The organism is Pseudomonas sp. Sample_24 (genome assembly GCF_004307605.1).
Taxonomy (GTDB): domain Bacteria; phylum Pseudomonadota; class Gammaproteobacteria; order Pseudomonadales; family Pseudomonadaceae; genus Aquipseudomonas.
Map to the genome: position 1 here is coordinate 19,596 of NZ_RCNW01000422.1, position 21,880 is coordinate 41,475.

22 protein-coding genes are annotated in these 21,880 nt (G+C 59.6%); 16 read left to right on the forward strand and 6 right to left on the reverse strand.

The features are described from left to right. The 6 genes from D8V06_RS24855 to D8V06_RS24885 all read left to right on the forward strand — a co-directional run. Positions 1-180, forward strand: a 180-nt coding sequence (locus D8V06_RS24855; protein WP_306110006.1) for an amino acid--tRNA ligase-related protein, incomplete at its 5' end; no start/stop codon positions are given. Positions 181-293: 113 nt separating this feature from the next. Further along, entirely contained in the window at positions 294-998 is a 705-nt protein-coding gene (locus D8V06_RS24860) for a TetR family transcriptional regulator (protein WP_056856284.1), read from the forward strand. Between the two features lie 170 nt (positions 999-1,168). Then, positions 1,169-1,723: a hypothetical protein gene (locus D8V06_RS24865; RefSeq protein WP_130932009.1), complete on the forward strand. Its 555-nt coding sequence runs from the start codon at positions 1,169-1,171 to the stop codon at positions 1,721-1,723. 27 nt (positions 1,724-1,750) lie between these two features. After that, positions 1,751-3,028, forward strand: coding sequence for a flavohemoglobin expression-modulating QEGLA motif protein (locus tag D8V06_RS24870; protein ID WP_056856282.1), 1,278 nt, complete (start codon positions 1,751-1,753; stop codon positions 3,026-3,028). 274 nt (positions 3,029-3,302) lie between these two features. Then, entirely contained in the window at positions 3,303-4,217 is a 915-nt protein-coding gene (locus D8V06_RS24880; protein ID WP_130932010.1) for an alpha/beta hydrolase, read from the forward strand. After that, on the forward strand, positions 4,214-4,543 hold the full coding sequence (locus D8V06_RS24885; protein ID WP_056856280.1) for a hypothetical protein: 330 nt from the start codon (positions 4,214-4,216) through the stop codon (positions 4,541-4,543). Before D8V06_RS24880 ends, D8V06_RS24885 begins: the two co-directional genes overlap by 4 nt. Positions 4,544-4,627: 84 nt before the next feature. Here D8V06_RS24885 and D8V06_RS24890 read toward each other — a convergent pair whose 3' ends face one another. From D8V06_RS24890 to D8V06_RS24905, 4 genes are all read right to left on the reverse strand, one after another. After that, entirely contained in the window at positions 4,628-6,052 is a 1,425-nt protein-coding gene (locus D8V06_RS24890) for a transposase (protein ID WP_130932011.1), read from the reverse strand. A 133-nt stretch (positions 6,053-6,185) separates the two neighbouring features. Further along, on the reverse strand, positions 6,186-6,977 hold the full coding sequence (locus D8V06_RS24895) for an OmpA family protein (protein ID WP_130932012.1): 792 nt from the start codon (positions 6,975-6,977) through the stop codon (positions 6,186-6,188). A gap of 47 nt (positions 6,978-7,024) precedes the next feature. Then, positions 7,025-7,438: a DUF4398 domain-containing protein gene (locus tag D8V06_RS24900; RefSeq protein ID WP_056856278.1), complete on the reverse strand. Its 414-nt coding sequence runs from the start codon at positions 7,436-7,438 to the stop codon at positions 7,025-7,027. A 304-nt stretch (positions 7,439-7,742) separates the two neighbouring features. Further along, positions 7,743-8,087, reverse strand: coding sequence for a hypothetical protein (locus tag D8V06_RS24905; protein ID WP_056856277.1), 345 nt, complete (start codon positions 8,085-8,087; stop codon positions 7,743-7,745). 202 nt (positions 8,088-8,289) lie between these two features. On the opposite strand from D8V06_RS24905, the gene ppc reads away from it, so the two are divergent. The 7 genes from ppc (at position 8,290) to D8V06_RS24940 (ending at position 15,621) form a co-directional block, all read left to right on the forward strand. Beyond that, entirely contained in the window at positions 8,290-10,920 is a 2,631-nt protein-coding gene (gene ppc, locus D8V06_RS24910; RefSeq protein WP_130932013.1) for a phosphoenolpyruvate carboxylase, read from the forward strand. 288 nt (positions 10,921-11,208) lie between these two features. Beyond that, complete coding sequence (gene adk / locus D8V06_RS24915; protein ID WP_056856275.1) at positions 11,209-11,856, forward strand: adenylate kinase; 648 nt, start codon at positions 11,209-11,211, stop codon at positions 11,854-11,856. Positions 11,857-11,951: 95 nt separating this feature from the next. Then, positions 11,952-12,626: a tRNA (adenosine(37)-N6)-threonylcarbamoyltransferase complex dimerization subunit type 1 TsaB gene (gene tsaB, locus D8V06_RS24920; protein ID WP_130932014.1), complete on the forward strand. Its 675-nt coding sequence runs from the start codon at positions 11,952-11,954 to the stop codon at positions 12,624-12,626. Between the two features lie 274 nt (positions 12,627-12,900). Beyond that, a complete protein-coding gene (locus D8V06_RS24925; RefSeq protein ID WP_056856273.1) occupies positions 12,901-13,206 on the forward strand; it encodes a hypothetical protein in 306 nt (101 codons plus the stop codon). Then, entirely contained in the window at positions 13,206-14,066 is an 861-nt protein-coding gene (locus D8V06_RS24930; RefSeq protein WP_056856272.1) for a DUF72 domain-containing protein, read from the forward strand. Before D8V06_RS24925 ends, D8V06_RS24930 begins: the two co-directional genes overlap by 1 nt. A 35-nt stretch (positions 14,067-14,101) precedes the next feature. Continuing rightward, complete coding sequence (locus tag D8V06_RS24935; protein ID WP_056856271.1) at positions 14,102-14,923, forward strand: isocitrate lyase/phosphoenolpyruvate mutase family protein; 822 nt, start codon at positions 14,102-14,104, stop codon at positions 14,921-14,923. A gap of 2 nt (positions 14,924-14,925) precedes the next feature. Further along, positions 14,926-15,621, forward strand: coding sequence for an extensin family protein (locus D8V06_RS24940; RefSeq protein WP_130906385.1), 696 nt, complete (start codon positions 14,926-14,928; stop codon positions 15,619-15,621). 15 nt (positions 15,622-15,636) lie between these two features. Here D8V06_RS24940 and D8V06_RS24945 read toward each other — a convergent pair whose 3' ends face one another. Beyond that, entirely contained in the window at positions 15,637-16,257 is a 621-nt protein-coding gene (locus D8V06_RS24945) for a hypothetical protein (protein WP_056856269.1), read from the reverse strand. A gap of 96 nt (positions 16,258-16,353) precedes the next feature. Here D8V06_RS24945 and D8V06_RS24950 point away from each other — a divergent pair, with 96 nt between their 5' ends. Further along, positions 16,354-17,133: a class I SAM-dependent methyltransferase gene (locus tag D8V06_RS24950; RefSeq protein WP_177336602.1), complete on the forward strand. Its 780-nt coding sequence runs from the start codon at positions 16,354-16,356 to the stop codon at positions 17,131-17,133. 126 nt (positions 17,134-17,259) lie between these two features. Here the strand turns inward: D8V06_RS24950 and D8V06_RS24955 are convergent, their stop codons facing one another. Then, complete coding sequence (locus tag D8V06_RS24955) at positions 17,260-17,895, reverse strand: TetR/AcrR family transcriptional regulator (protein WP_130906384.1); 636 nt, start codon at positions 17,893-17,895, stop codon at positions 17,260-17,262. 93 nt (positions 17,896-17,988) lie between these two features. Between D8V06_RS24955 and D8V06_RS24960 the strand changes: the two genes are divergently transcribed. Both D8V06_RS24960 and D8V06_RS24965 read left to right on the forward strand, forming a co-directional pair. Next, positions 17,989-19,089: an efflux RND transporter periplasmic adaptor subunit gene (locus D8V06_RS24960; RefSeq protein ID WP_056856266.1), complete on the forward strand. Its 1,101-nt coding sequence runs from the start codon at positions 17,989-17,991 to the stop codon at positions 19,087-19,089. Positions 19,090-19,095: 6 nt separating this feature from the next. After that, positions 19,096-21,880 (forward strand): efflux RND transporter permease subunit (locus tag D8V06_RS24965; RefSeq protein WP_130932015.1); only part of this gene is annotated, 2,785 nt, incomplete at its 3' end.

Genomic DNA, 21,880 nt, shown 5'->3' on the forward strand with positions numbered 1-21,880 from the left:
AAGGACGCCGGCGACGACGAAGCCATGCACTACGACGCCGACTTCGTTCGTGCGCTGGAGTACGGCATGCCGCCAACGGCCGGTGAAGGTATCGGCATCGACCGTCTGGTGATGCTGCTGACCAACTCCCCGTCGATCCGCGACGTGATCCTGTTCCCGCACATGCGGCCGCAAGCGTAAGTGTTTCAGTTAAAAAGCCGCCTTTTCAGGCGGTTTTTTATTGCCTGTCTGGTACAAACGTATCAAATGGTTACTTTTGAAGTGAAAGAGGAGTTCCTGTCGTGAACGGTGCAATGGCTCAAGAAGGTGCGGCGGGTGTCGCCACAGCGGTCGCTGAGAGTGTCCAGTACCAGGGGCGCAAGGCCAGCCGACAGGGCAGCGAACAGCGTCGACAGGACATTCTCGATGCCGCGATGCGCATTGTCGTGCGTGATGGCGTGCGGGCGGTAAGGCACCGTGCAGTGGCCGCCGAGGCGCAAGTGCCGCTGTCGGCAACCACTTACTATTTCAAGGATATCGATGACCTGCTTACCGATACCTTCGCCCAATACGTCGAACGCAGCGCGGCGTACATGGCCAAGCTGTGGGTCAACAACGAAGGCCTGTTGCGCGACATGATCGCCAGCGGTGACGGCAGTCCACAGGCGCGCTCGAAACTGGCGGACGACATTGCGCGGTTGATGACGGACTATGTTCACCGGCAACTGGTGACGCGTCGTGAGCATTTGATGGCCGAACAGGCGTTCCGCCAGGAAGCGCTGTTGAACCCGCGTCTGGCTGTGCTGGTGCGCTCGCATCAGCAGATACTGTTGCAGGGGTCTTGCCAGCTTTTCCAGGTATTGGGTTCGCGCGAGCCACAACAGGATGCCAAAGTGTTGACGTCTATAATCGGACGGATGGAATATCAGGGCCTGCTCAACGAGGCTGAGCCGGTCGCCGAAGAGGAAATGCTCGGCATACTTACGCGTTATATGCATTTGGTGCTGGCATCGGTATAAATCCCGCGCCGTCACTAAACCCTGTACCGATCGTTCCCACGCTCTGCGTGGGAATGCCGCCGGGACGCTCCGCGCCCCTTGTCGGTGTGACGCTGGGCGTCACTGGATGCGTTCCCACGCAGACCGTGGGAACGATCAGCAAAGCGGTTTGATCATCAAGGGAGTGTTGAATGAAAGCCTGGCGTGTCGTTGTGATCGCCTTGTCGTTCCTGTTGCTCAGTGGCTGTCTGGTGACTTTCAAGGAACCATTGCCCACCGGCGAACCTGCGCCCAAAGGGTTGCTCGGCAAATGGACCAGCACTAACGCCTGGGGGGAACCGGTCAATCTGGAACTGACGCGCGTCGGCGACAATCGCTATCAGGCAGTCAGTTACTTCCGGGCCAAACCCAGGGAGCGCGAGGCCTACCCGTTCACGGTGTCGCGCCATGGCAATCGCTGGTATTTCTCGGCGAAGGTACCGGCGCAGTTTGGAGGCAACTTCACCGTGGGCGGGTTTGAACTCACCGACAAGCACGAACTGGTGGTGTACAACCTCGACCTTGAACAGATCCAACAGGCGATGGGGCAGAACGTCCTGAGCGGCCAGCGTTTTCAAACCGACGAGGGCGATGGCGTGCTGATCGACAACAGCATGGACCAGGTGTCCGCCTGGCTCGACGATCCGGCCAACTCCGATGTATTCGTCGAAGTGGTGCGCTATCAGCGTCAGGCCAAAACCAGATAAACCCAGCATTTTCTACAGGAGTTTCGGGTGGACGATTACCAGCAGTCGATACGCATTTTGTCCGATCGCATTGTGCTGGCGCAGACGCCGATCCGCGTCCTCGACGCGGTCAAGTGGGACGAGAATATTCGCAAGGGCTTCCTCAAGGCCAAAGGCAAGGAAATGCCAGCGGTGGACCGCGACTACTACCTCAATCGGCCACTGGCGTTCGACTCCAGCAAGGTAAAGCTGGAATTCCAGAACATCGAGCGCGACATCACCCGTCAGCTCGGCCAGTTCAACCCGGTCGGCCAGATCATGCGCCGCATGTGCAAGGAGTACCGCATGGTGGTGCGCATGCTCGAAGCGCGCGGCACCGAGGATTTCGGCCTGATTTCCCAGGAATTGTATGGCGCCGCATCCGATGCGTTCCACGCCGGTGACCCGACGCTGTCTGACCTGGGCATGATGTTGTCCGAATACCTGAACAATATTGACGGCCGTGGCGATCTGAAGGATGAACCCAAGACCCTGACCGCCAAAGAAGCCGTGCACCTGCTGCAAACCCGCTTGAACAGGGTATTTGGCGAGGCCGAGGAAACCATCCGCGTGTTCGAGTCCGACGGCATCGTCGCCGACGCGGCGGCGGGCGCCGACTACATCAAGATCCGCACCGACGCTATGTTCAACGAGCGTGACGTGCGCGCCCTGGAAGTCCACGAAGGGCTGGTGCACGTCGGCACCACGCTCAACGGCCTGAACCAGCCGATCTGCACCTTTCTGTCGAAGGGTCCGCCCTCGTCGACGGTGACCCAGGAAGGCCTGGCGATCCTGATGGAAATCATCACCTTCGCCTCCTACCCGAGCCGCCTGCGCAAACTGACCAACCGCACCCGTGCGATCCACATGGTGGAGGAGGGCGCGGATTTCCTGCAGGTGTTCGAGTTCTTCCGCGAACAAGGTTTTGAAATGCCCGAGAGCTACAGCAACGCCAGTCGCGTTTTCCGTGGCTCGGTACCGACAGGTCTGCCATTTACCAAAGACTTGTCCTACCTCAAGGGCTTCATCATGATTTACAACTACATTCAGTTGGCCGTGCGCAAAGGCAAGCTTGAGCAGATCCCGCTGTTGTTTTGTGGCAAGACCACGCTGGAAGACATGCGCACCTTGCGCCAGTTGGTCGATGAAGGCCTGGTAGTGCCGCCCAAGTATTTGCCGGAACAGTTCCGTGACATGAACGCATTGTCGGCATGGATGTGCTTCTCGAACTTCCTCAACCACCTGAGCCTGGACCGGATCGAGGCGGATTATTCCAACATTTTATAAGGCTGGTGAATAACCCTGTGGGAGCGGGCTTGCCCGCGATGGCGGCATAACATTCAGCATGAATGTTGACAGTGACATTGCTATCGCGGGCAAGCCCGCTCCCACAGGTTGATCATTTGCCTGAGAGTCTTTATCTCTGATCGTTCCCACGCTCCGCGTGGGAATGCCGCCATGGACGCTCCGCGTCCACTGTGACGCAGAGCGTCACGGTATGCATTCCCACGCAGAGCGTGGGAACGATCTTGATCAACCTAATTTTGCGAGGTTTCACCGGATGAGAATCCTCGGCACTCTCTGCCTTCTCCTGGCCCTGAGCGGATGCAGTTCGCTGCTGTTCTACCCCGAACCCGGCCAGTTGTTCACCCCGGAAAAAGCCAAACTCCAATACCGCGAAGTCACCTTGGTCACCGCCGATGGCCTGAAGCTGAATGCCTGGTGGCTACCGGCGAAACAGGGGGTCGAGGTCAAGGGCACGGTGCTGCACCTGCACGGCAACGGCGGCAATTTGCCGATGCATCTTGGCGGCAGTTATTGGTTGCCGGAGCAGGGTTATCAAGTGCTGCTGTTGGACTATCGCGGTTATGGGTTGTCCGAAGGCAAACCGAGTCTGCCGGCGATCTACCAGGACATCGATGCCGCTTTCAAGTGGCTCGATCAGGCACCCGAGGTCAAAGGCAAGCCAGTGATTCTGCTCGGCCAGAGCCTCGGGGGGGCAATGGCGGTTCACTACCTGGTTCAGCACCCGCAGCGGCAAAAACAGCTCAAGGCTTTTGTGCTCGATGGTGTGCCCGCCAGCTACCGCAGTGTCGGTCAGTTTGCGTTGAGTCATTCGTGGGTGTTCTGGACATTCCAGGTGCCGCTGTCCTGGCTGGTGCCGGACGGTGACAGCGCCATCAACTCCATGGCCCAGCTCAATGGCGTACCGAAACTGATCTACCACAGCATCGATGATCCGATCGTGCCTCTTTCCAACGGCATCCGACTGTATCAAGCTGCGCCGCCGCCGCGCGTGCTGCAATTGACCCGCGGTGGGCACGTGCAGACATTCGCCGACCCGGTCTGGCGCACCGTCATGTTGCGCTATCTGGACGATCCGCAACATTTCAACGGCCTGCGCCGCCTGGGTGAAATACCCAATTACCCGGCACCCTCGAATTCCCCCGCCGAACCATCAGAGAACCCGCAATGAGTGAAGAACGTAACGCCATCCCGCTGATCATCACCGGTATCTGCAGCATCCTCGGCACCGTCGGCGCCCTGTGGTGGTACGGCTACCTGCACTTCGCCAAGCCCGAGGATGCGTTGCTGCTCAATGAGTTCACCATGCTCAAGACCGTGCCGGGCGAAGACTACAAAGTCTCCCTGGAACCGGCCGCGCAAGTGGCGCAGTGCATCGATGGCGTGCTGGTGTTGTTCGACACCGAACAGAAAGGCCTCACCGGCGTGCTGGTCAACGACCGCAAGAAAGCGGTGCGTTGCATGGGCCAGGAAACCCCGCAGAAGCTGGAACAGTAACTCTCAGGTTTAACGGGAAGCCTCTTCTCATAAAGGAATGTGAAGAGGCTCCGTTTTAGCGGTAATCGAATAGCTCCTCAATATTTACGGTGCTACTACAAAATCACGAATTCTGGGTTGCGATATTTGAGGGCCTATTAGCTGCCGTACATAGAGTGTGTGTTTGCCAGGTGATAAAGTCGGACATGTCAGTTTCCATTCACCATTTACGTTAGCGACAGTTTCCACTCCGCTATCCTCGCTACCTTTTGCTGGAATATCCGCGTCACAAAAGCCAGCCACTATTGCCCCAGGCAAGCTTTTGCCGGAAACAACAATCGGATTATGAGCTGCGGGAGCTCCGACTGCCGGAGTGGCTATCGAAGGTGGCAGTACCCCGATAAGGCAACTAGGTTGAAGCTGACCGTTCAGCGCGACTGAAACCGTCGCTCCTGTATCAGAAGCTGAGCACACCTTGATAGTGATGCCAGCCGTTTGATCCTTCAAAACTTTACCCATTTGAAGAGTCGGGTCAGCCATCGTTGCCGTTTCGGGTGTGCCATCGAGTTGAGTGTTGTAGAGAGCCCCCCTCGCGTTGCTGTATCTTGCCCAGACGCCTGTCACTCGGTTGTCATCGGCTGGAAAACCATCGAAGCGAGTGGGTTTCCTGAATTCAAGAGTGAGCTGAGCGGGGTCCAACCCGGGACGGTTGATGACATACAACTGCGGCCCGGAGCTGCCCAGGACACCCAGACGATAGAGGCCGCTTCGCTCTATAAAACCTGCTTGATGCTCGTCCAGCCAGCCGGAAAACCAGCGGTTTTTGGCGGGGAAAAGGGTAGATCCCCCCGATACGGGGTCACCGCTATCGCCGTAACCGGTAGTAACACAGTCCGTAGGCGCTGATACAACGCTGTCGGTTTTCGGGCATTTGGTATAGGTGCTGCCATGTCCATAGCCCAGGTTGTGTCCGAACTCGTGTCTGTAAATGAATGGACTTTTAGCTTGTCCATAAACCCCCATGATGCGCCCCCACAGATGTGCAGACGCAAAGCCGCCACAGTCAATCACGTTGATCAAAAAATCAAAATCCGCGGTCTTCAGGCCATGCGCTTGTGCAGCTTTTTCGCCCTCTGCGGTCGCCAAACTAAAGGGGTAGGGGATTCCGCTTTTGCAGAGCTCCGGACGAGGCCCTGAGACCTGTCTGATCACCTGGCCGGTTAAAACCAACTTTCCACCGGAGGCCGCTAGAATATATGAACGTAATGAGTCGGGATCTGTGGATAGTGTGTGTTTCTCTATTAAAGCGGCGTCCAGGGTACTTTCACCTTGCCAGTTGATAACGCTTATCAGAACTTTTTTTGGTCCTATGACATGGCCTTGGGTCGTTGGCGGCGAGGTGTCATTTGGTATAACGTCCCGCTCGCTGTAAGCGAACTCACCGAAACTTGAACGATTTGATATCACCGGGGAAGTTTGAGAGCAGCCAGCCAACAAGGTCGTAGCGAGCAGAATAGATATCATACGCATGAGTTAAATTCCCTAGCTCCTGAATGTCGATCCAAGCTACTGATATTCGGAGTTGATGCCTACTGTCACAAATGACAGTTGTTAAAAAGCCCCGCCTGATGATCAGGCGGGGCTTTTTGTTACAGCGTGACGCTTAGTTCGAGCTAACAGCCGAACGCGGAATCACCGGTTGGTTATCGTTGGAGATTGTCACTTCCACCCGACGGTTTTGCGCCCGGCCCGAGGTGCTGGTGTTATCCGCCACCGGGTATTCCTTGCCGTAACCCTGGGCGACGATGCGGGTCGGATCAACGCCCATCTTCACCAGCGCCATGCGCACGGAGTTGGCGCGACGTTCCGACAGCGACTGGTTGTGCGACGCGGTCCCGGTGCTGTCGGTGTAGCCCTCGACGATCACTTTGCGATCAGGGTTTTCCTGGAGGTACTGCGCCAGTTTGTTGATGTTCATCAGGCCGTTGGATTTCAGCTCGGCCTTGTCGGTAGCGAACAGCACATCACCGAACGTCACCAGGGTGCCGCGATCGGTCTGTTTGGCGTTGAGGCTGTCCTGCAACTGTTTGATCTGCTGATCGCGAGCGTCGAGACGGGCCTGGGCGCGTTGTGCCGAAGCATTTTTCAGATTGGCTTCGGCGGTGCGCAGGGCAATGGTCTGTTTGGCGACTTCAACCCGCTGGTTGGTCAAATAGGCCAACTGATCGACCTTGGCCTGATCTTCCTTGTCCAGGTAAGCCTTGTCGGCCTTGTCCAGGTAATCACTGGCTTCCTTGGTTTCCAGTGCGGCGACTTTGCTCGCCTGCGGGTTGGCTTGCAGGCCGGAATAATTGGTGCGGGCCTGTTCAAGGTTGGCATTTGGCGGCGTGGAGCAGGCAGCCAGGGCAACGCTTGCGGCCAGCAGAGCAGGGAGCATCAAATGTTTGGAATTCATAGTGGTATCGTCCTTTTGATCGTCTGAGAGATAGTCATGTCGCGCCGTTACTGGACGGTGCGCTGACTTTCCTGACGCAGTTCCTGAACCCCTTTTTGAGAGTCCTTTACAGTCTGTTCGGCTTTCATCGCCTGGGCTTTGCGCTCGGCTACGCGGGCATCCCACTCAGCCTGTTCAGCCAGGACTTTCGCCTGATCGTACTGTTTGTCGTGCATGGCGATTTCCGCTTGCTTGAGCTTGTCCTGGGCAGCCTTCATTTCCACCGCAGCAAATTCGGTACCGCCCGCGCTGACGGCGTCTTTGACTGCAGACTCGCTGACGGCGAATTGCTCGGACGGTGGGTTGCCGGCGCAACCGGCCAGCACAAGGCTGCTGCCGATGGCCAGGGCAGCCATCTTCAGGCCATGCAGTGGGGTAAACGAGGATTTGCCAGTTCTGGTTTTCATAATCTTCAACTCCATTGGACTACTTCCTGAACAACGTGAACATCCATCCTGGGCAAGGAGCCGAACCGTCATTTTCGGGTCGTTTTGAAACGGCCGTCCCAGGCGTGGTTACTTGGGTTGACCCGAGGCGTTTTTTGAAAGTTCAGAGAAATTTAGCCAGCTATCGAAAAAACGTGATCGGCTTGGCAGGGGCTTAAAGCAAAAAATGTGTGAGCGAGCCTGCTCGCGATAGCGCTGTATCAGTCGACATTGAAGTTGAATGTCAGTCAGCTATCGCGAGCAGGCTCGCTCCCACAGGGGGGATGTGCGGAGGAGGGAATCAGTGTTTCTGCTTGTCGTTGCCAGCTGACAAATCGTGCAGATGGCGCCTGGACAGCGCAAGAAAACGCGGAGTCGGGCCGATGTCTTCGTACAGCGGGTCACCTTCTTCGTCGGTGGCGACCACTGTCGAGCCCTTCACATACGGGAAGCTCTTTTCGAGTTCTTCAAGTGCGGCGCCGATCAACTCGCCGAGCAACTCTTCGGGATGCCGCTTGGGGTACATCTCGGTAATCGCCGCCAGGCGTGCGGCGGCTTCCACGTCCAGGTGAATCGTGTAGCCGGTCTTGGTCAGGCGACCCTTGGCGTTTTCTTCCCAATGCTGGGCAAGTTCACGGATTTTCATAATCACCTCGTTGCGCGCCTGCTCGTGGCAGGCCGGGGGAGTATCCGGCGTTGGCCGGCGACAGCCGTTGTACGGCGTACTGTTCAGACTAGCTTCATCGCACAAGGTTTAAAGGTCCTTCGTCGTCTTGCTTGTAAGAAGACGTCTGGAGCGGCACTCTTGGGTTTACTGGCCGCCCGGATTCTTTGCTGGAGAACTGCTGATGACCGATATCGATGCACGCTTGCGCGAGGACGTTCACCTGTTGGGTGAGCTGTTGGGCAACACCATTCGTGAACAGTACGGGGACGGCTTTCTCGACAAGATCGAGCAGATCCGCAAAGGCGCCAAGGCTGACCGTCGCGGTTCGATGGACGCCGAGCTGAGCGCCAGCCTCAATCAATTGACCGAAGCTGAATTGCTGCCGGTGGCGCGGGCGTTCAACCAGTTCCTCAACCTGGCCAACATCGCCGAGCAATACCAGTTGATTCATCGTCGCGAAGAATCCCAACAGGCACCGTTCGAGTCACGGGTACTGCCGGAACTGCTCGCGCGCCTGCGAGACGAAGGCCATGGCGCCGAGTCATTGGCCCGGCAACTTGGTCGACTGGAAATCGAACTGGTGTTGACCGCGCACCCGACCGAAGTCGCGCGCCGCACACTGATCCAGAAATACGACGCGATTGCCGCTCAACTGGCCGCGCAGGACCACCGCGACCTGACCAGCGCCGAGCGCGAGCAGATCAGGACGACGTTGCAACGCCTGATCGCCGAAGCCTGGCACACCGAAGAAATACGCCGTACACGCCCGACGCCGGTCGATGAAGCCAAATGGGGCTTTGCAGTGATCGAGCATTCGCTGTGGCAGGCGATTCCGAATTATCTGCGCAAGGCCGATCAGGCACTGCATGCCGCCACGGGCCTGCGTTTGCCGCTGGAGGCTGCGCCGATCCGCTTTGCTTCGTGGATGGGCGGCGACCGTGACGGCAACCCGAACGTGACGGCAGCGGTGACCCGTGAAGTGCTCCTGCTGGCACGCTGGATGGCCGCCGATCTGTACCTGCGCGATATCGATCATCTCGCCGCCGAACTGTCGATGCAGCAGGCCAGTGACGAACTGAAGGCCAAGGCTGGCGACAGTGCCGAACCGTATCGAGCCGTACTCAAACAACTACGAGAACGTCTGCGCGCTACCCGCAATTGGGCTCACACTGCGTTGACTACGCCGACACCTGCTTCGGCCGACGTACTGCAAGACAACCGCGACCTGCTTGATCCTCTAGAGCTTTGCTACCACTCGCTGCATGAGTGCGGCATGGGCGTGATCGCCGACGGCCCGCTGCTCGATTGCCTGCGCCGGGCGGTGACGTTCGGCCTGTTCCTGGTGCGGCTGGATGTGCGCCAGGACTCGTCGCGCCATAGCGCGGCCATGAGTGAAATCACCGATTACCTCGGCTTGGGCCGCTACGAGGATTGGAGCGAGGAAGAACGCATCACGTTCCTGACCCGCGAACTGAACAACCGACGGCCCTTGCTGCCGACCCACTACAAACCGTCCGCCGACACCGCCGAAGTGTTGGCGACCTGCCGGGAAATCGCCGCCGCGCCACAAGCTTCCCTTGGTTCCTACGTCATCTCCATGGCCGGTGCCGCTTCCGATGTGTTGGCGGTTCAGTTGCTGCTCAAAGAATCCGGCGTGTTGCGGCCGATGCGCGTGGTGCCGTTGTTCGAAACCCTGGCCGACCTCGACAACGCCGGCCCGGTGATTGAAAAACTGTTGTTGCTGCCGGGTTATCGCTCGCGTCTGCAAGGGCCGCAGGAAGTGATGATCGGCTACTCCGACTCGGCCAAGGATGCCGGCACCACCGCAGCAGCGTGGGCGCAGTATCGGGCGCAGGAGCGTCTGGTGGATATCTGCCGCGAGCAGCAGGTGGAACTGCTGTTGTTCCACGGTCGCGGTGGCACCGTAGGCCGTGGCGGCGGCCCGGCGCATGCGGCGATTCTGTCGCAACCACCGGGGTCGGTGGCGGGGCGTTTCCGTACCACCGAGCAAGGGGAAATGATTCGTTTCAAATTCGGCCTGCCGGACATCGCCGAACAGAACCTCAATCTGTATCTGGCGGCGGTACTCGAAGCGACGTTGTTGCCACCGCCGCCGCCCACGCCCGAGTGGCGCCACTTGATGGACGAACTGGCCGCCGACGGGGTCCGTGCGTACCGCGCCGTGGTGCGGGAAAACCCGCAGTTCGTCGAGTACTTCCGCCAATCGACCCCGGAACAGGAATTGGGACGCTTGCCACTGGGCAGTCGCCCGGCCAAGCGTCGTGCCGGCGGGATCGAAAGCCTGCGCGCAATCCCGTGGATCTTCGGCTGGACCCAGACGCGCCTGATGTTGCCGGCCTGGCTCGGCTGGGAAGCGGCGCTGAGCAAGGCGCTGGAGCGCGGCGAAGGCGAACTGCTGGGGCAGATGCGCGAGCAATGGCCTTTCTTCCGCACCCGCATCGATATGCTGGAAATGGTCCTGGCCAAGGCCGACGCCGATATCGCGCAATCCTACGATCAGCGTCTGGTCGAACCGGATCTGCTGCCGTTGGGCGCGCACTTACGCGACCTATTGTCGCAGGCGTGCTCGATCGTGCTCGGGCTGACCGGTCAGTCGCAGCTACTGGCACATAGCCCAGCCACCCTCGAATTCATTCGCCTGCGCAACACTTACCTCGACCCGCTTCATCTATTGCAGGCCGAGTTGCTGGCCCGTTCGCGGCAACAGGATGTGGCACAGGACAGCCCGGTGGAACAGGCGTTGCTGGTGTCTGTGGCGGGGATTGCCGCTGGTTTGCGCAATACCGGCTAAAGTTTTTGTCGTTGGATGAGGCGTCCGGAGCATGTGCCGGATGCCGTCCGAGGGCGCGGATAAAAGTGCTGCCAAGCGACAGTTAATGTTGGGGTTGCGACGAGGGAAACCGCGTCCAAAGGTCGTAGCCGACGCGGGTTTCTCCGACTTTTGGCGGCTTGTGTGGTCGCAGCCTGCTGTGTATCTTGATCAGCCTTTGGCCGTTTGGGCGGTCACGACCCTATTTTTGAGATTGGCCCCACGAGGCGAATCTGACGTTATCCATATAAAAAATTGAGGAGCACATCGATGCGCGTCATTCTGCTGGGAGCTCCCGGGGCCGGTAAAGGTACTCAGGCTAAGTTCATCACCGAAAAATTCGGCATTCCGCAAATTTCCACCGGCGACATGTTGCGTGCTGCGGTCAAGGCCGGCACCGAACTGGGCATCAAGGCCAAGAGCATCATGGATGCCGGCGGCCTGGTTTCCGATGACCTGATCATCGCGCTGGTCAAGGACCGTATCTCCCAGGCTGATTGCGCCAACGGTTTCCTGTTCGACGGTTTCCCGCGCACCATTCCTCAGGCTGAAGCCTTGGTGACTGCCGGCGTCGAGCTGGACGCTGTGGTCGAGATCGCCGTTGAAGACGAAGAAATCGTCCAGCGCATTGCCGGTCGTCGTGTCCACGAAGCCAGTGGCCGCGTGTACCACATCGTCTACAACCCGCCGAAAATTGCCGGCAAAGACGACATCACCGGCGAAGAGCTGGTTCAGCGCAAGGACGACACCGAAGAAACCGTGCGTCATCGCCTGTCCGTCTACCATTCGCAGACCAAGCCGCTGGTGGATTTCTACCAGAAACTGTCTGCTGCCAATGGCAAGCCAAAGTACAGCCATATCGAAGGCGTCGGTTCGGTAGAAGCAATCACCGCCAAGGTTCTTGCTGCCCTGAGCTGAAAACTCTGAACCGTTGCATCATCCACGGCCCGCTTGCGGGCCGTAGTTGTTTATACTGACGCACTTTTTTCTGACCACTTGTTACGGAAACATCGATGAGCACCTTGCTGGCCCTGGACACCGCGACTGAAGCTTGCTCCGTTGCCTTGCTGCATGACGGCAAAGTGACGAGCCATTACGAGGTGATCCCGCGTCTGCACGCGCAGAAATTGCTGCCGATGATCCAGCAGTTGCTGGCCGACGCCGGCACCACCCTGCAAGCAGTCGATGCCATTGCGTTCGGTCGCGGGCCGGGCGCTTTCACTGGCGTGCGCATTGCCATCGGTGTGGTGCAGGGGCTGGCGTTCGCGCTGGATCGCCCGGTGTTGCCGGTATCGAACCTCGCCGTGCTGGCCCAGCGCGCTTACCGCGAACATGGCGCCAGCCAGGTTGCGGCGGCCATCGATGCACGCATGGATGAAGTGTATTGGGGTTGCTATCGCGAAACGGCGGGGGAGATGCGCCTGGTTAGCGCAGAGGCGGTTTTGCCGCCTGAGTCGGCCGCATTGCCGGGTGATGCCAGTGGCGAATGGTTCGGCGCCGGCACCGGTTGGGGTTATGGCGAGCGGATTGCGGTCAACCTGAGCGGTCAGGATGCGGGCATGTTGCCTCATGCAGAAGATTTGCTGACTCTGGCGCGATTTGCCTGGGAGCGTGGTGAAGCGATTGTGGCCGACAAGGCGCAGCCAGTTTATCTGCGCGACAAAGTGGCGACGCCCAAGGCGCGTTAATCAGGTTTTATTGTGGCGAGGGAGCTTGCTCCCGCTCGGCTGCGCAGCAGTCGTAAAACCAGCCAACGCGATTCAACCGACCGCAATCGGGGCCGCTTCGCAGCCCAGCGGGAGCTTGCTCCCTTGCCACATCTTGTTCCAACTTGGCCAATCGTCGTTTTCTAACCGCAGCTTTTAAACCTTTTGCTTTTTATGTGTTCTAGTTATCACTCGGCGGTTTGCGAAGCGGGCTATGCGCCACTAAACTGCCATCACTGATACCGAGCATGCACTTATGCGTATAGACGGCATTTCCTCTCAGTCCTACCCCATCAAGCGCAAGCCTCGCAAAGGCCATGTGGTGGAGGACGAGTCCGTCGAAATCGACGGCGAGCCGGAGTTTGCGTCTGAAGAGCAACTGGCTGCGCGAGCCGCCAAGTCCGCTGCGCAACGCCTTAGCAATCTTCCCGCCCGTCAGCAGGACATGCTCTACCACCGTGCGATGAGCAAAAGTGTGGCGATGGCTTTGGCCAGCTACCTCAGCACCGCCGGGTTCGTCGATTGGGATGCGGAAGTGCTGGGTCTCGACCTGTACATCTGATGTTGCTGCCTTACTACCTCGGCTGCCCCTCCTGGAGTGAAAACGCCTGGCGCGAATACCTGTATCCGCCTGACGCCAAACCCGCCGATTTTCTTGATCTGTATTGCCAGGTGTTCAACGCCGTGGAAGGTAATACGACGTTCTACGCGAGCCCCGCTGCCGGCACCGTGCAGCGCTGGGCCGAGGCCATGCCCGAGCACTTTCGCTTCACCGCCAAATTCCCCGGCGACATCAGCCATGGCGGTGACCTGCGCGACCAACTGACCGCTGTCGAAACCTTCACCCGATTGCTCAGCCCGCTGGGGCAGCGGGTGTCGCCGCTGTGGCTGCAATTGTCGAAAAGCTTCACCCCGCAACGCTTGCCCGAGCTGGCTGCATTCATTGACGCGTTGGAGCGGCCGTTGGCGGTGGAAGTGCGGCATGACGATTTTTTCGCCAAGGGTGACAGCGAACGGATGCTCAACCGCCTGTTGCTGGATCGCGGCGTTGAACGCATCTGCCTCGACCCGCGCGCATTGTTCAGCTGCACCTCGATCGATCCTTCGGTGCTTCACGCGCAATCGAAAAAACCGCGTGTTCCACCTCGCCCGGCAGCGTTCACGCCATTTCCGCAGGTGCGTTTCATCGGTCATCCAGAGCTTGAGGCCAACGACCCGTTTCTATTGCCGTGGGTGGAAAAAATTGCCCTGTGGATTGAAGAGGGGCGCACGCCGTATATTTTCCTGCACACCGCCGACAATCTGCTGGCGGCTAAACTGGCCCAGCGTTTTCACCGTCGCCTGATGCTGCGATTACCTGGCTTGCCGGCGCTGCCTGAGCTATACAGGAAACCCGCCGCCGAGCAACTTGGCTTGCTCTGAAGGCGGATTCGTTCGCCTTCTTCAGGAGCCTGCCAATGGATGCGCAAACCCTTCGAGCCCAAGCGTTCAAAGCCTTGCACGAACGCAGCAGCGCTTTCGTTATTCCCAACCCGTGGGATGCCGGATCGGCAAAAATGCTCGCCAGCCTGGGCTTCGAGGCGCTGGCGACCACCAGCGCCGGTTACGCTTTTTCCAACGCGCGCCCGGATGGTGGCCTGACCCTGGACGATACCCTCGCCAACGTCAGGGCGATTGTCGGCGCCAGCGATTTGCCGGTCGCGGTCGATCTGGAAAATGGTTTTGCCGATGACCCGGCGGAATGCGCGAAAAGTCTGTTGCGCGCAGCGCAGGCCGGGGCAGTGGGCGGTTCGATTGAAGACTTCACTGGCCGCGAGGACGCTCCGATCTACTGCTTCGAGCATGCCGTCGCGCGCATCGAGGCCGCCGTCGCTGCCGCCCGCAGTCTGCCTTTCCCTTTCATGCTGACCGCCCGGGCCGAGAATTTCCTGCACGGCAATCCGGATCTGGACGACACGATTCGCCGCTTGCAGGCATTCGCGGAGGCCGGGGCCGACGTGTTGTATGCGCCGGGCTTGCGCAGTGCTGACGATGTGCTGGCGGTTGTCCGCGCGGTGGCGCCGAAACCGGTCAATGTGTTGATGTCCGGAGGTTTGCAGCTGACGGTGCAGCAACTGAGCGACATGGGCGTCAAGCGCATCAGCGTCGGCTCGGCGCTGGCATTGGCAGCGCTGGGAGAGTTCTATCGCGCCGCCGAAGAGATCAAGACGTCCGGCACCTTCGGGTTCACGTCGCGCTCCATGCCGTACGCCCAGGCCAATCAGTTGTTCAAAGGCTGAACATGGGCAGCGGGCGCTGGATGCTGCTGGTGCTGTTGATCATTGGCGGCGGAGTGCTCAGCATCTGGCGCGGTTGGCTGGAAATACCGCCGCAATGGAACCCCTGGGCACCCCTGGACGTGAAGGCTGCGCCGAACCTGCTGACCCGCTACAAACTGATGCGCCTGCGCGATGATCCGCAACTCTGCGCGCAAGCCCTGAGCAGTTCCGGTCTGCGCGTGACCCCGCAAGCCGACAGCCCCGACGCCCAATGCCCACTCAGCAATGCCCTGCGCGTACAGGGCGGTGATGTTGCCCTGAGCAGCAGTTTCCTCGCCAGTTGCCGCCTGGCCGTGTCGTTCGCGCTGTTCGAATATCATGCCCTGCAACCCGCGGCGCAGGCGGTCTATGGGCAAGCGGTGGCGCGGGTCGACCATCTCGGCAGCTTTGCCTGTCGCAATGTCTACAGCCGCGAGAATGGCCGGCGTAGTCAACACGCGTCGGCCAATGCGCTGGACATCGCCGGTTTTCGCCTGGCCGATGGTCGAACCATCAGCGTGCTCAAGGATTGGCCCAAGGACAATCAGGATGCGCAGTTTCTAAGACAAGTCCGCGATGGCGCCTGCGGCTTGTTCAGTGTGGTGTTGGGGCCGGATTACAACGCCGCGCATCGCAATCACTTTCATGTCGATGTCGGGCCGTGGTGGGTTTGTCGCTGAAGCGGACGTTGAGGCTCAGGCGGCGAGGCGCAGGTTCTGCAGGATGATCGGGCGCGCCCAACCATTATCGAAATCGAGTTGTTTCTGTTGCTCCAGCAACTCTTCCGGGGAGAACGGCGGGAACGGTTTGTCCAGCAGGTCCAGTTCGAACTCGGCAATCGGCAGGTGCAGTGGACGCGGTTGCGGCGCGGGGCCGGCTTCCGGCAATGGCTGGCCGGCGGTCAGCACAAGCGGGCGCACCCAGCCGCTTTCGAAATCCTGTTGTTTCTGCTGGGCGACGATTTCTTGCGCCGGGAACGGTGGGAACGGCTTGTCGGCCAGGTCCATTTCGAACTCGGCAATCGGCAGGAAGAGTGGCTCGGGCGGGCGAATCTCGTTGTCCTGCACATCGCATTCGCGCTGGGCAACGATGTGCGCCAGCAGATCGCTGCCAACGGTGGGTTCAACCGGGCTGTCGAGATCGACCGGTGGAAAGTTCAGCGATTTGGGCAGCACTTCACCCGACTGTTCGGCCAGCGCCCGGGCAAAGAAATCCTGCCAGATGTGGCTGACGCCGCTCAGTGCCTGGGTATTTCGCAGGTTGTAGTCGCCGTAGGGCGAGATAAAACCTGTGATTGTCGGTTGAATGTCTGACATTTCTCTCGGTCGACGCTCAGCTCTGGCAAAATGCTCGATAGTTTTGTTATCGGCCGTTTTTGCCGATCATTAATTTTTTGAGCGTGTTTTCCGATGATTGATCAACCCGCGGCGTGCCGCATCCATGTCGAGGCGTTGGACGCAGCCTTCGAACCCCAAGCCGAGCAATGGGCCGAGCGCCTGGGCCTGCCGCTGCAAGTGGCTGATGGCGAGTTTGCATTGCAGGTGGGTGACATGGGCTTGCAGCTGCAACAGCTGGGGCCGGATGCGCCGGGCCCGGTGCGGGTGGACTTCGTCGAGGGTGGCGCGGCGCATCGCCGGTTGTATGGCGGTGGCAGCGGGCAGATGATCGCCAAGGCTGTCGGCGTGGCTCAGGGCGTGCGCCCGCGGGTGCTGGATGCGACGGCGGGGTTGGGCAAGGATGCGTTCGTGCTGGCCAGCCTCGGTTGCGAGATGAGCCTGATCGAGCGCCAGCCTTTGATTGGCGCCTTGCTGGAGGATGGTCTGGCCCGAGGCGCGGAAGATTTCGATGTGGCGCCGATCGTCGCGCGGATGCGCTTGCTCAAGGGCAACTCGATCGAGGTGATGCGCAATTGGCAGGGCGAGCCGCCGCAGGTGATCTACCTCGACCCGATGTTTCCTCACCGTGAGAAAACCGCGTTGGTGAAGAAGGAAATGCGCCTGTTCCGGCCACTGGTGGGGGATGACCCGGATGCACCGGCATTGCTCGAGGCCGCGTTGGCGTTGGCCAGCCACCGGGTGGTGGTCAAGCGCCCGCGCAAGGCCCCGTGCATTGAAGGGCCGAAGCCGAGCCATGCGCTGGATGGCAAGTCCAGTCGGTATGACATTTATCCGAAGAAGGCGCTCAAGCCGTAAGTTGAAGCTGATCGTTCCCACGCTCTGCGTGGGAATGCAGCCCGGGACGCTCCGCGTCCCATTCGAGAGCTGGAACGCGGAGCGTCCCTTGAGGCGTTCCCACGCAGAGCGTGGAAACGATCACCGCTAGGGCCGATAAGCCCGCATAAACAACCCCACCACTTCCTGCACATGGCTCTCGGCTTCGTCGCCAACCAGCGGCTCGCCGCAGCCATAAAGCAGACGAAAATTCCCCGCGCCCTTGAGCAGGCAGAAGAAATGCTCAGCCGCATTGTGCGGTTTGTCGATGCTCAGCACGCCGCTTTCATTGATCTTGCTCAACAGGCGCTCCATACCGTGCAGCATGCGCTGCGGTCCGGCCTCGAAGAAGATCTGCGAGAGCTTCGGGTCCTGACTGCCCAGGGTCATCATCAAGCGGTGCAGGTTCACTGACTCGTCACTGTTGATCAATTGATGAAAACCGCGCGCGATGTTCAGCAGCACGGTTTCCACTGCCACGCCTTCGGGCAATTCGAAAAACAGCGTCGGCAGTTGCTCCTCACACTTGGCCATCACGGCAGCGGAGAACAGCGTCTCCTTGTCGTTGAAATGGCTGTAGACCGTCAGCTTTGACACCCCGGCCTCGGCAGCGACGGCATCCATGCTGGTGTTGGCATAACCCTTGGTCAGAAACAGCGTCTTCGCTGCATCGAGGATCGCCTGGCGCTTGGCCAAATCCTTGGGGCGGCCCGGGCCATTGGGTGCTGAAAGATTGTTCGGCATATGCGCTTTTATTACTGGACTGGTGAGTTTGCTATTAATAACATACTCACCAGTATAATTATTCCAAGCACCATTAGCGAAAGGTCCTTCACCATGTTCCGCTATGCCTTGCCCCTCGCACTGCCAGTTACCCTGGCGTTTTTATTGACTGCGTGTGGTCACGAAGAGGCGCCGCAAGTCAGCGTTCGCCCGGCCATGGTGGTTCAGCCAGAGCCTTCGACGCAGTCGATGGAAAGCTATCCCGGTGAAGTGCGTGCCCGCTATGAGCCGGATCTGGCATTCCGCATCGGCGGCAAAGTCAGCCGACGACTGGTCGATGAGGGGCAGCGCGTCAAGGCCGATCAGCCGCTGGCCGAACTCGATCCCCAGGACGTGCGCCTGCAATTGGAGGCCACCCGCGCCCAGGTAGCCGCCGCCGAAGCCAATCTGAGCATGGTGCGCGCTGAACGTGATCGCTATAAAACGCTGATGGAGCGTCAGCTGGTCAGCCGTTCGCAATACGACAATCACGAAAACCTTTACCGTTCCGGTGAAGCGCGTCTCAAACAAATCAAAGCCGAATTCAACGTTTCGACCAATCAGGCCAGTTACGCGGTGCTGCGTGCGCCACAGGATGGCGTGGTAGCCAAACGCGCCGTGGAAGTGGGGCAAGTGGTGGCCGCTGGGCAAACGGTGTTTACCCTGGCGACCGATGGCGAGCGTGAAGTCCTGATCAGCCTGCCGGAACAAAGCTTCGGCCGCTTCAAGGTCGGCCAGCCGGTGGCTGTGGAACTGTGGACGCATCCGGACCAGCGCTTCGCCGGGCATATCCGCGAATTGTCGCCGGCCGCTGATCCCAAGTCCCGCACCTTCGCCGCGCGCATCGCGTTCAACACCGGCAAGGTGCCGGTGGAACTCGGCCAGAGTGCCCGCGTGTTTGTCCAGGCTGCCCAAGCCGCACCGTTGTCTGTGCCGCTGTCGGCGTTGACCGCAGAAGGCGGCGTGACCTACGTCTGGGTCGTCAGCGCCAACAACACTTTGAAGCGCACCCCGGTGCGGGTGGGTGCCTTCGGCGAGAAAACCGTCCCGGTGCTCGAAGGACTCAACGCCAGCGACTGGGTGGTGGCCGCGGGCGTCCATGTGCTGCTCGACGGGCAACAAGTACGCCCGGTGGATCGCTCCAACCGCGTGGTCAATCTGGCGCACAAGGAGTAATCCCCGATGGGTTTCAATCTTTCCGCCTGGGCGCTGCGCAATCGCCAGATCGTCCTGTTTCTGATGCTGTTGCTGGCGATCGTCGGGGCACTGTCCTACACCAAACTCGGCCAGAGCGAAGACCCGCCGTTCACGTTCAAGGCCATGGTGATTCGTACCAACTGGCCAGGTGCAACGGCGCAGGAAGTCTCGCGCCAGGTCACCGAACGCATTGAAAAGAAGCTGATGGAAACCGGCGAATACGAACGCATCGTCTCGTTCTCCCGCCCGGGCGAATCCCAGGTGACGTTCATTGCCCGCGACTCCATGCATTCGGTGGACATCCCGGAACTCTGGTATCAGGTGCGCAAGAAGGTCAGCGACATCCGCCATACCTTGCCGCCGGGAATTCAAGGGCCGTTTTTCAACGATGAATTCGGCACCACCTTCGGCAATATCTACGCATTGACCGGCGATGGTTTCGATTATGCCGTGCTCAAGGACTACGCTGACCGCATCCAGATCCAGCTGCAACGGGTCAAGGACGTGGGCAAAGTCGAGCTGCTGGGGTTGCAGGACGAAAAGATCTGGATCGAACTTTCCAACGTCAAACTCGCCACCCTCGGCTTGCCGTTGGCAGCGGTGCAGCAAGCCCTTGAAGAACAGAACGCGGTGTCCACGGCCGGCTTCTTCGAAACCACTAGCGAGCGATTGCAACTACGGGTCTCGGGCAATTTTCAGACAGTCGATGAGATAAAAAGCTTTCCAATTCGCGTCGGTGATCGCACTTTCCGTATCTCCGATGTGGCCGACGTGCGCCGTGGTTTCAACGATCCACCGGCGCCACGCATGCGCTTCATGGCCGAGAACGCGATTGGTCTTGCGGTAGCGATGAAGGACGGCGGCGACATCCTGGTGCTGGGCAAGGCGCTGGAAATCGAGTTCGATCGTATCCAGAAAAACCTCCCTGCCGGGATGCAGTTGCGCAAGGTTTCCGATCAGCCCGCCGCCGTAAAAACCGGTGTCGGCGAGTTCGTTCAAGTGCTGGTGGAAGCGCTGGCCATTGTGCTTCTGGTGAGCTTTTTCTCCCTTGGCGTGCGCACCGGCATGGTGGTGGCGCTGGCGATTCCGCTGGTGTTGGCGATGACCTTCGCCTGCATGTATTACCTGGGCATCGGTCTGCACAAGATTTCCCTCGGGGCATTGGTGCTGGCCCTGGGATTGTTGGTCGACGACGCGATCATCGCCGTGGAAATGATGGCGATCAAAATGGAACAGGGTTTCGACCGGATCAAAGCCGCGAGCTACGCCTGGACCAGCACCGCGTTCCCGATGCTCACGGGCACGCTGATCACCGCAGCCGGTTTCCTGCCGATTGCCACGGCGCAGTCGGGCACCGGCGAATACACCCGCTCGATCTTCGAGGTGGTGACCATCGCCCTGTTGGCATCGTGGGTGGCGGCGGTATTGTTTGTGCCTTTTCTTGGGGAAAAACTCCTGCCGGACCTGGCGAAAATTCATGCAGCCAAACACGGTTCCGGCCAACCCGATCCTTACGCTACGCCGTTTTATCAGCGTGTTCGGCGCCTGGTGGAATGGTGCGTGCGCTGGCGTAAAACGGTGATCACCGCGACCGTGGTGTTGTTCATTGCCTCCATCGTGCTGTTTCGCTTCGTGCCGCAACAGTTCTTCCCGGCATCCGGGCGTCTGGAATTGATGGTCGACCTGAAGCTGGCCGAAGGGGCTTCCCTGAGCAACACTGCCGATGAAGTCAAACGCCTCGAAGCACTGCTCAAGGACAAAGCCGGGATCGACAATTACGTTGCCTACGTCGGCACCGGTTCACCGCGCTTCTACCTGCCGCTGGATCAGCAACTGCCTGCGGCGAGCTTCGCCCAGTTTGTGGTGTTGGCGAAAACCATCGAGGAGCGCGAAAGCCTGCGCACCTGGTTGATTGCAACGCTCAACGAACAATTCCCGGCCCTGCGCTCGCGGGTGACCCGTCTGGAAAACGGCCCTCCGGTCGGCTATCCGGTGCAGTTCCGGGTCACGGGTGAGCACATCGAGGAAGTCCGGGCGCTGGCGCGCAAAGTCGCGACCAAGGTTCGCGAGAACCCGCACGTGGCCAATGTGCACCTGGATTGGGAAGAGCCGAGCAAAGTCGTCTATCTGAACATCGATCAGGACCGCGCTCGGGCGCTGGGCGTGAGCACGGCAAACTTGTCGAGGTTCCTGCAGAGCTCGCTCACCGGTTCCAGTGTCAGCCAGTACCGCGAAGACAACGAATTGATCGAGATCCTGTTGCGCGGCACCCTGCATGAACGCACCGAGTTGTCGCTGCTGCCAAGCCTGGCGGTGCCGACCGACAACGGTCGCAGCGTGGCGCTTTCACAGATTGCGACGCTGGAATACGGCTTCGAGGAGGGTGTGATCTGGCATCGCAATCGTCTGCCGAACGTCACCGTTCGTGCCGATATCTATGGCAAGGAGCAGCCGGCGACACTCGTCCAGCAGATCATGCCAACGCTCGATCCGATTCGCGCTGAGTTGCCCGATGGCTATTTGCTGGATGTGGGCGGCACGGTCGAGGATTCGGCCCGTGGGCAGAACTCGGTGAAGGCGGGCGTGCCGCTGTTCATCGTGGTGGTGTTGACCTTGCTGATGCTGCAGTTGCGCAGCTTCTCCCGTACGGTGATGGTGTTTCTCACGGCACCGTTGGGGCTGATCGGGGTGACGCTGTTCCTGATGGTGTTCCGCCAGCCGTTCGGGTTTGTGGCGATGCTCGGGACCATCGCCTTGTCCGGGATGATCA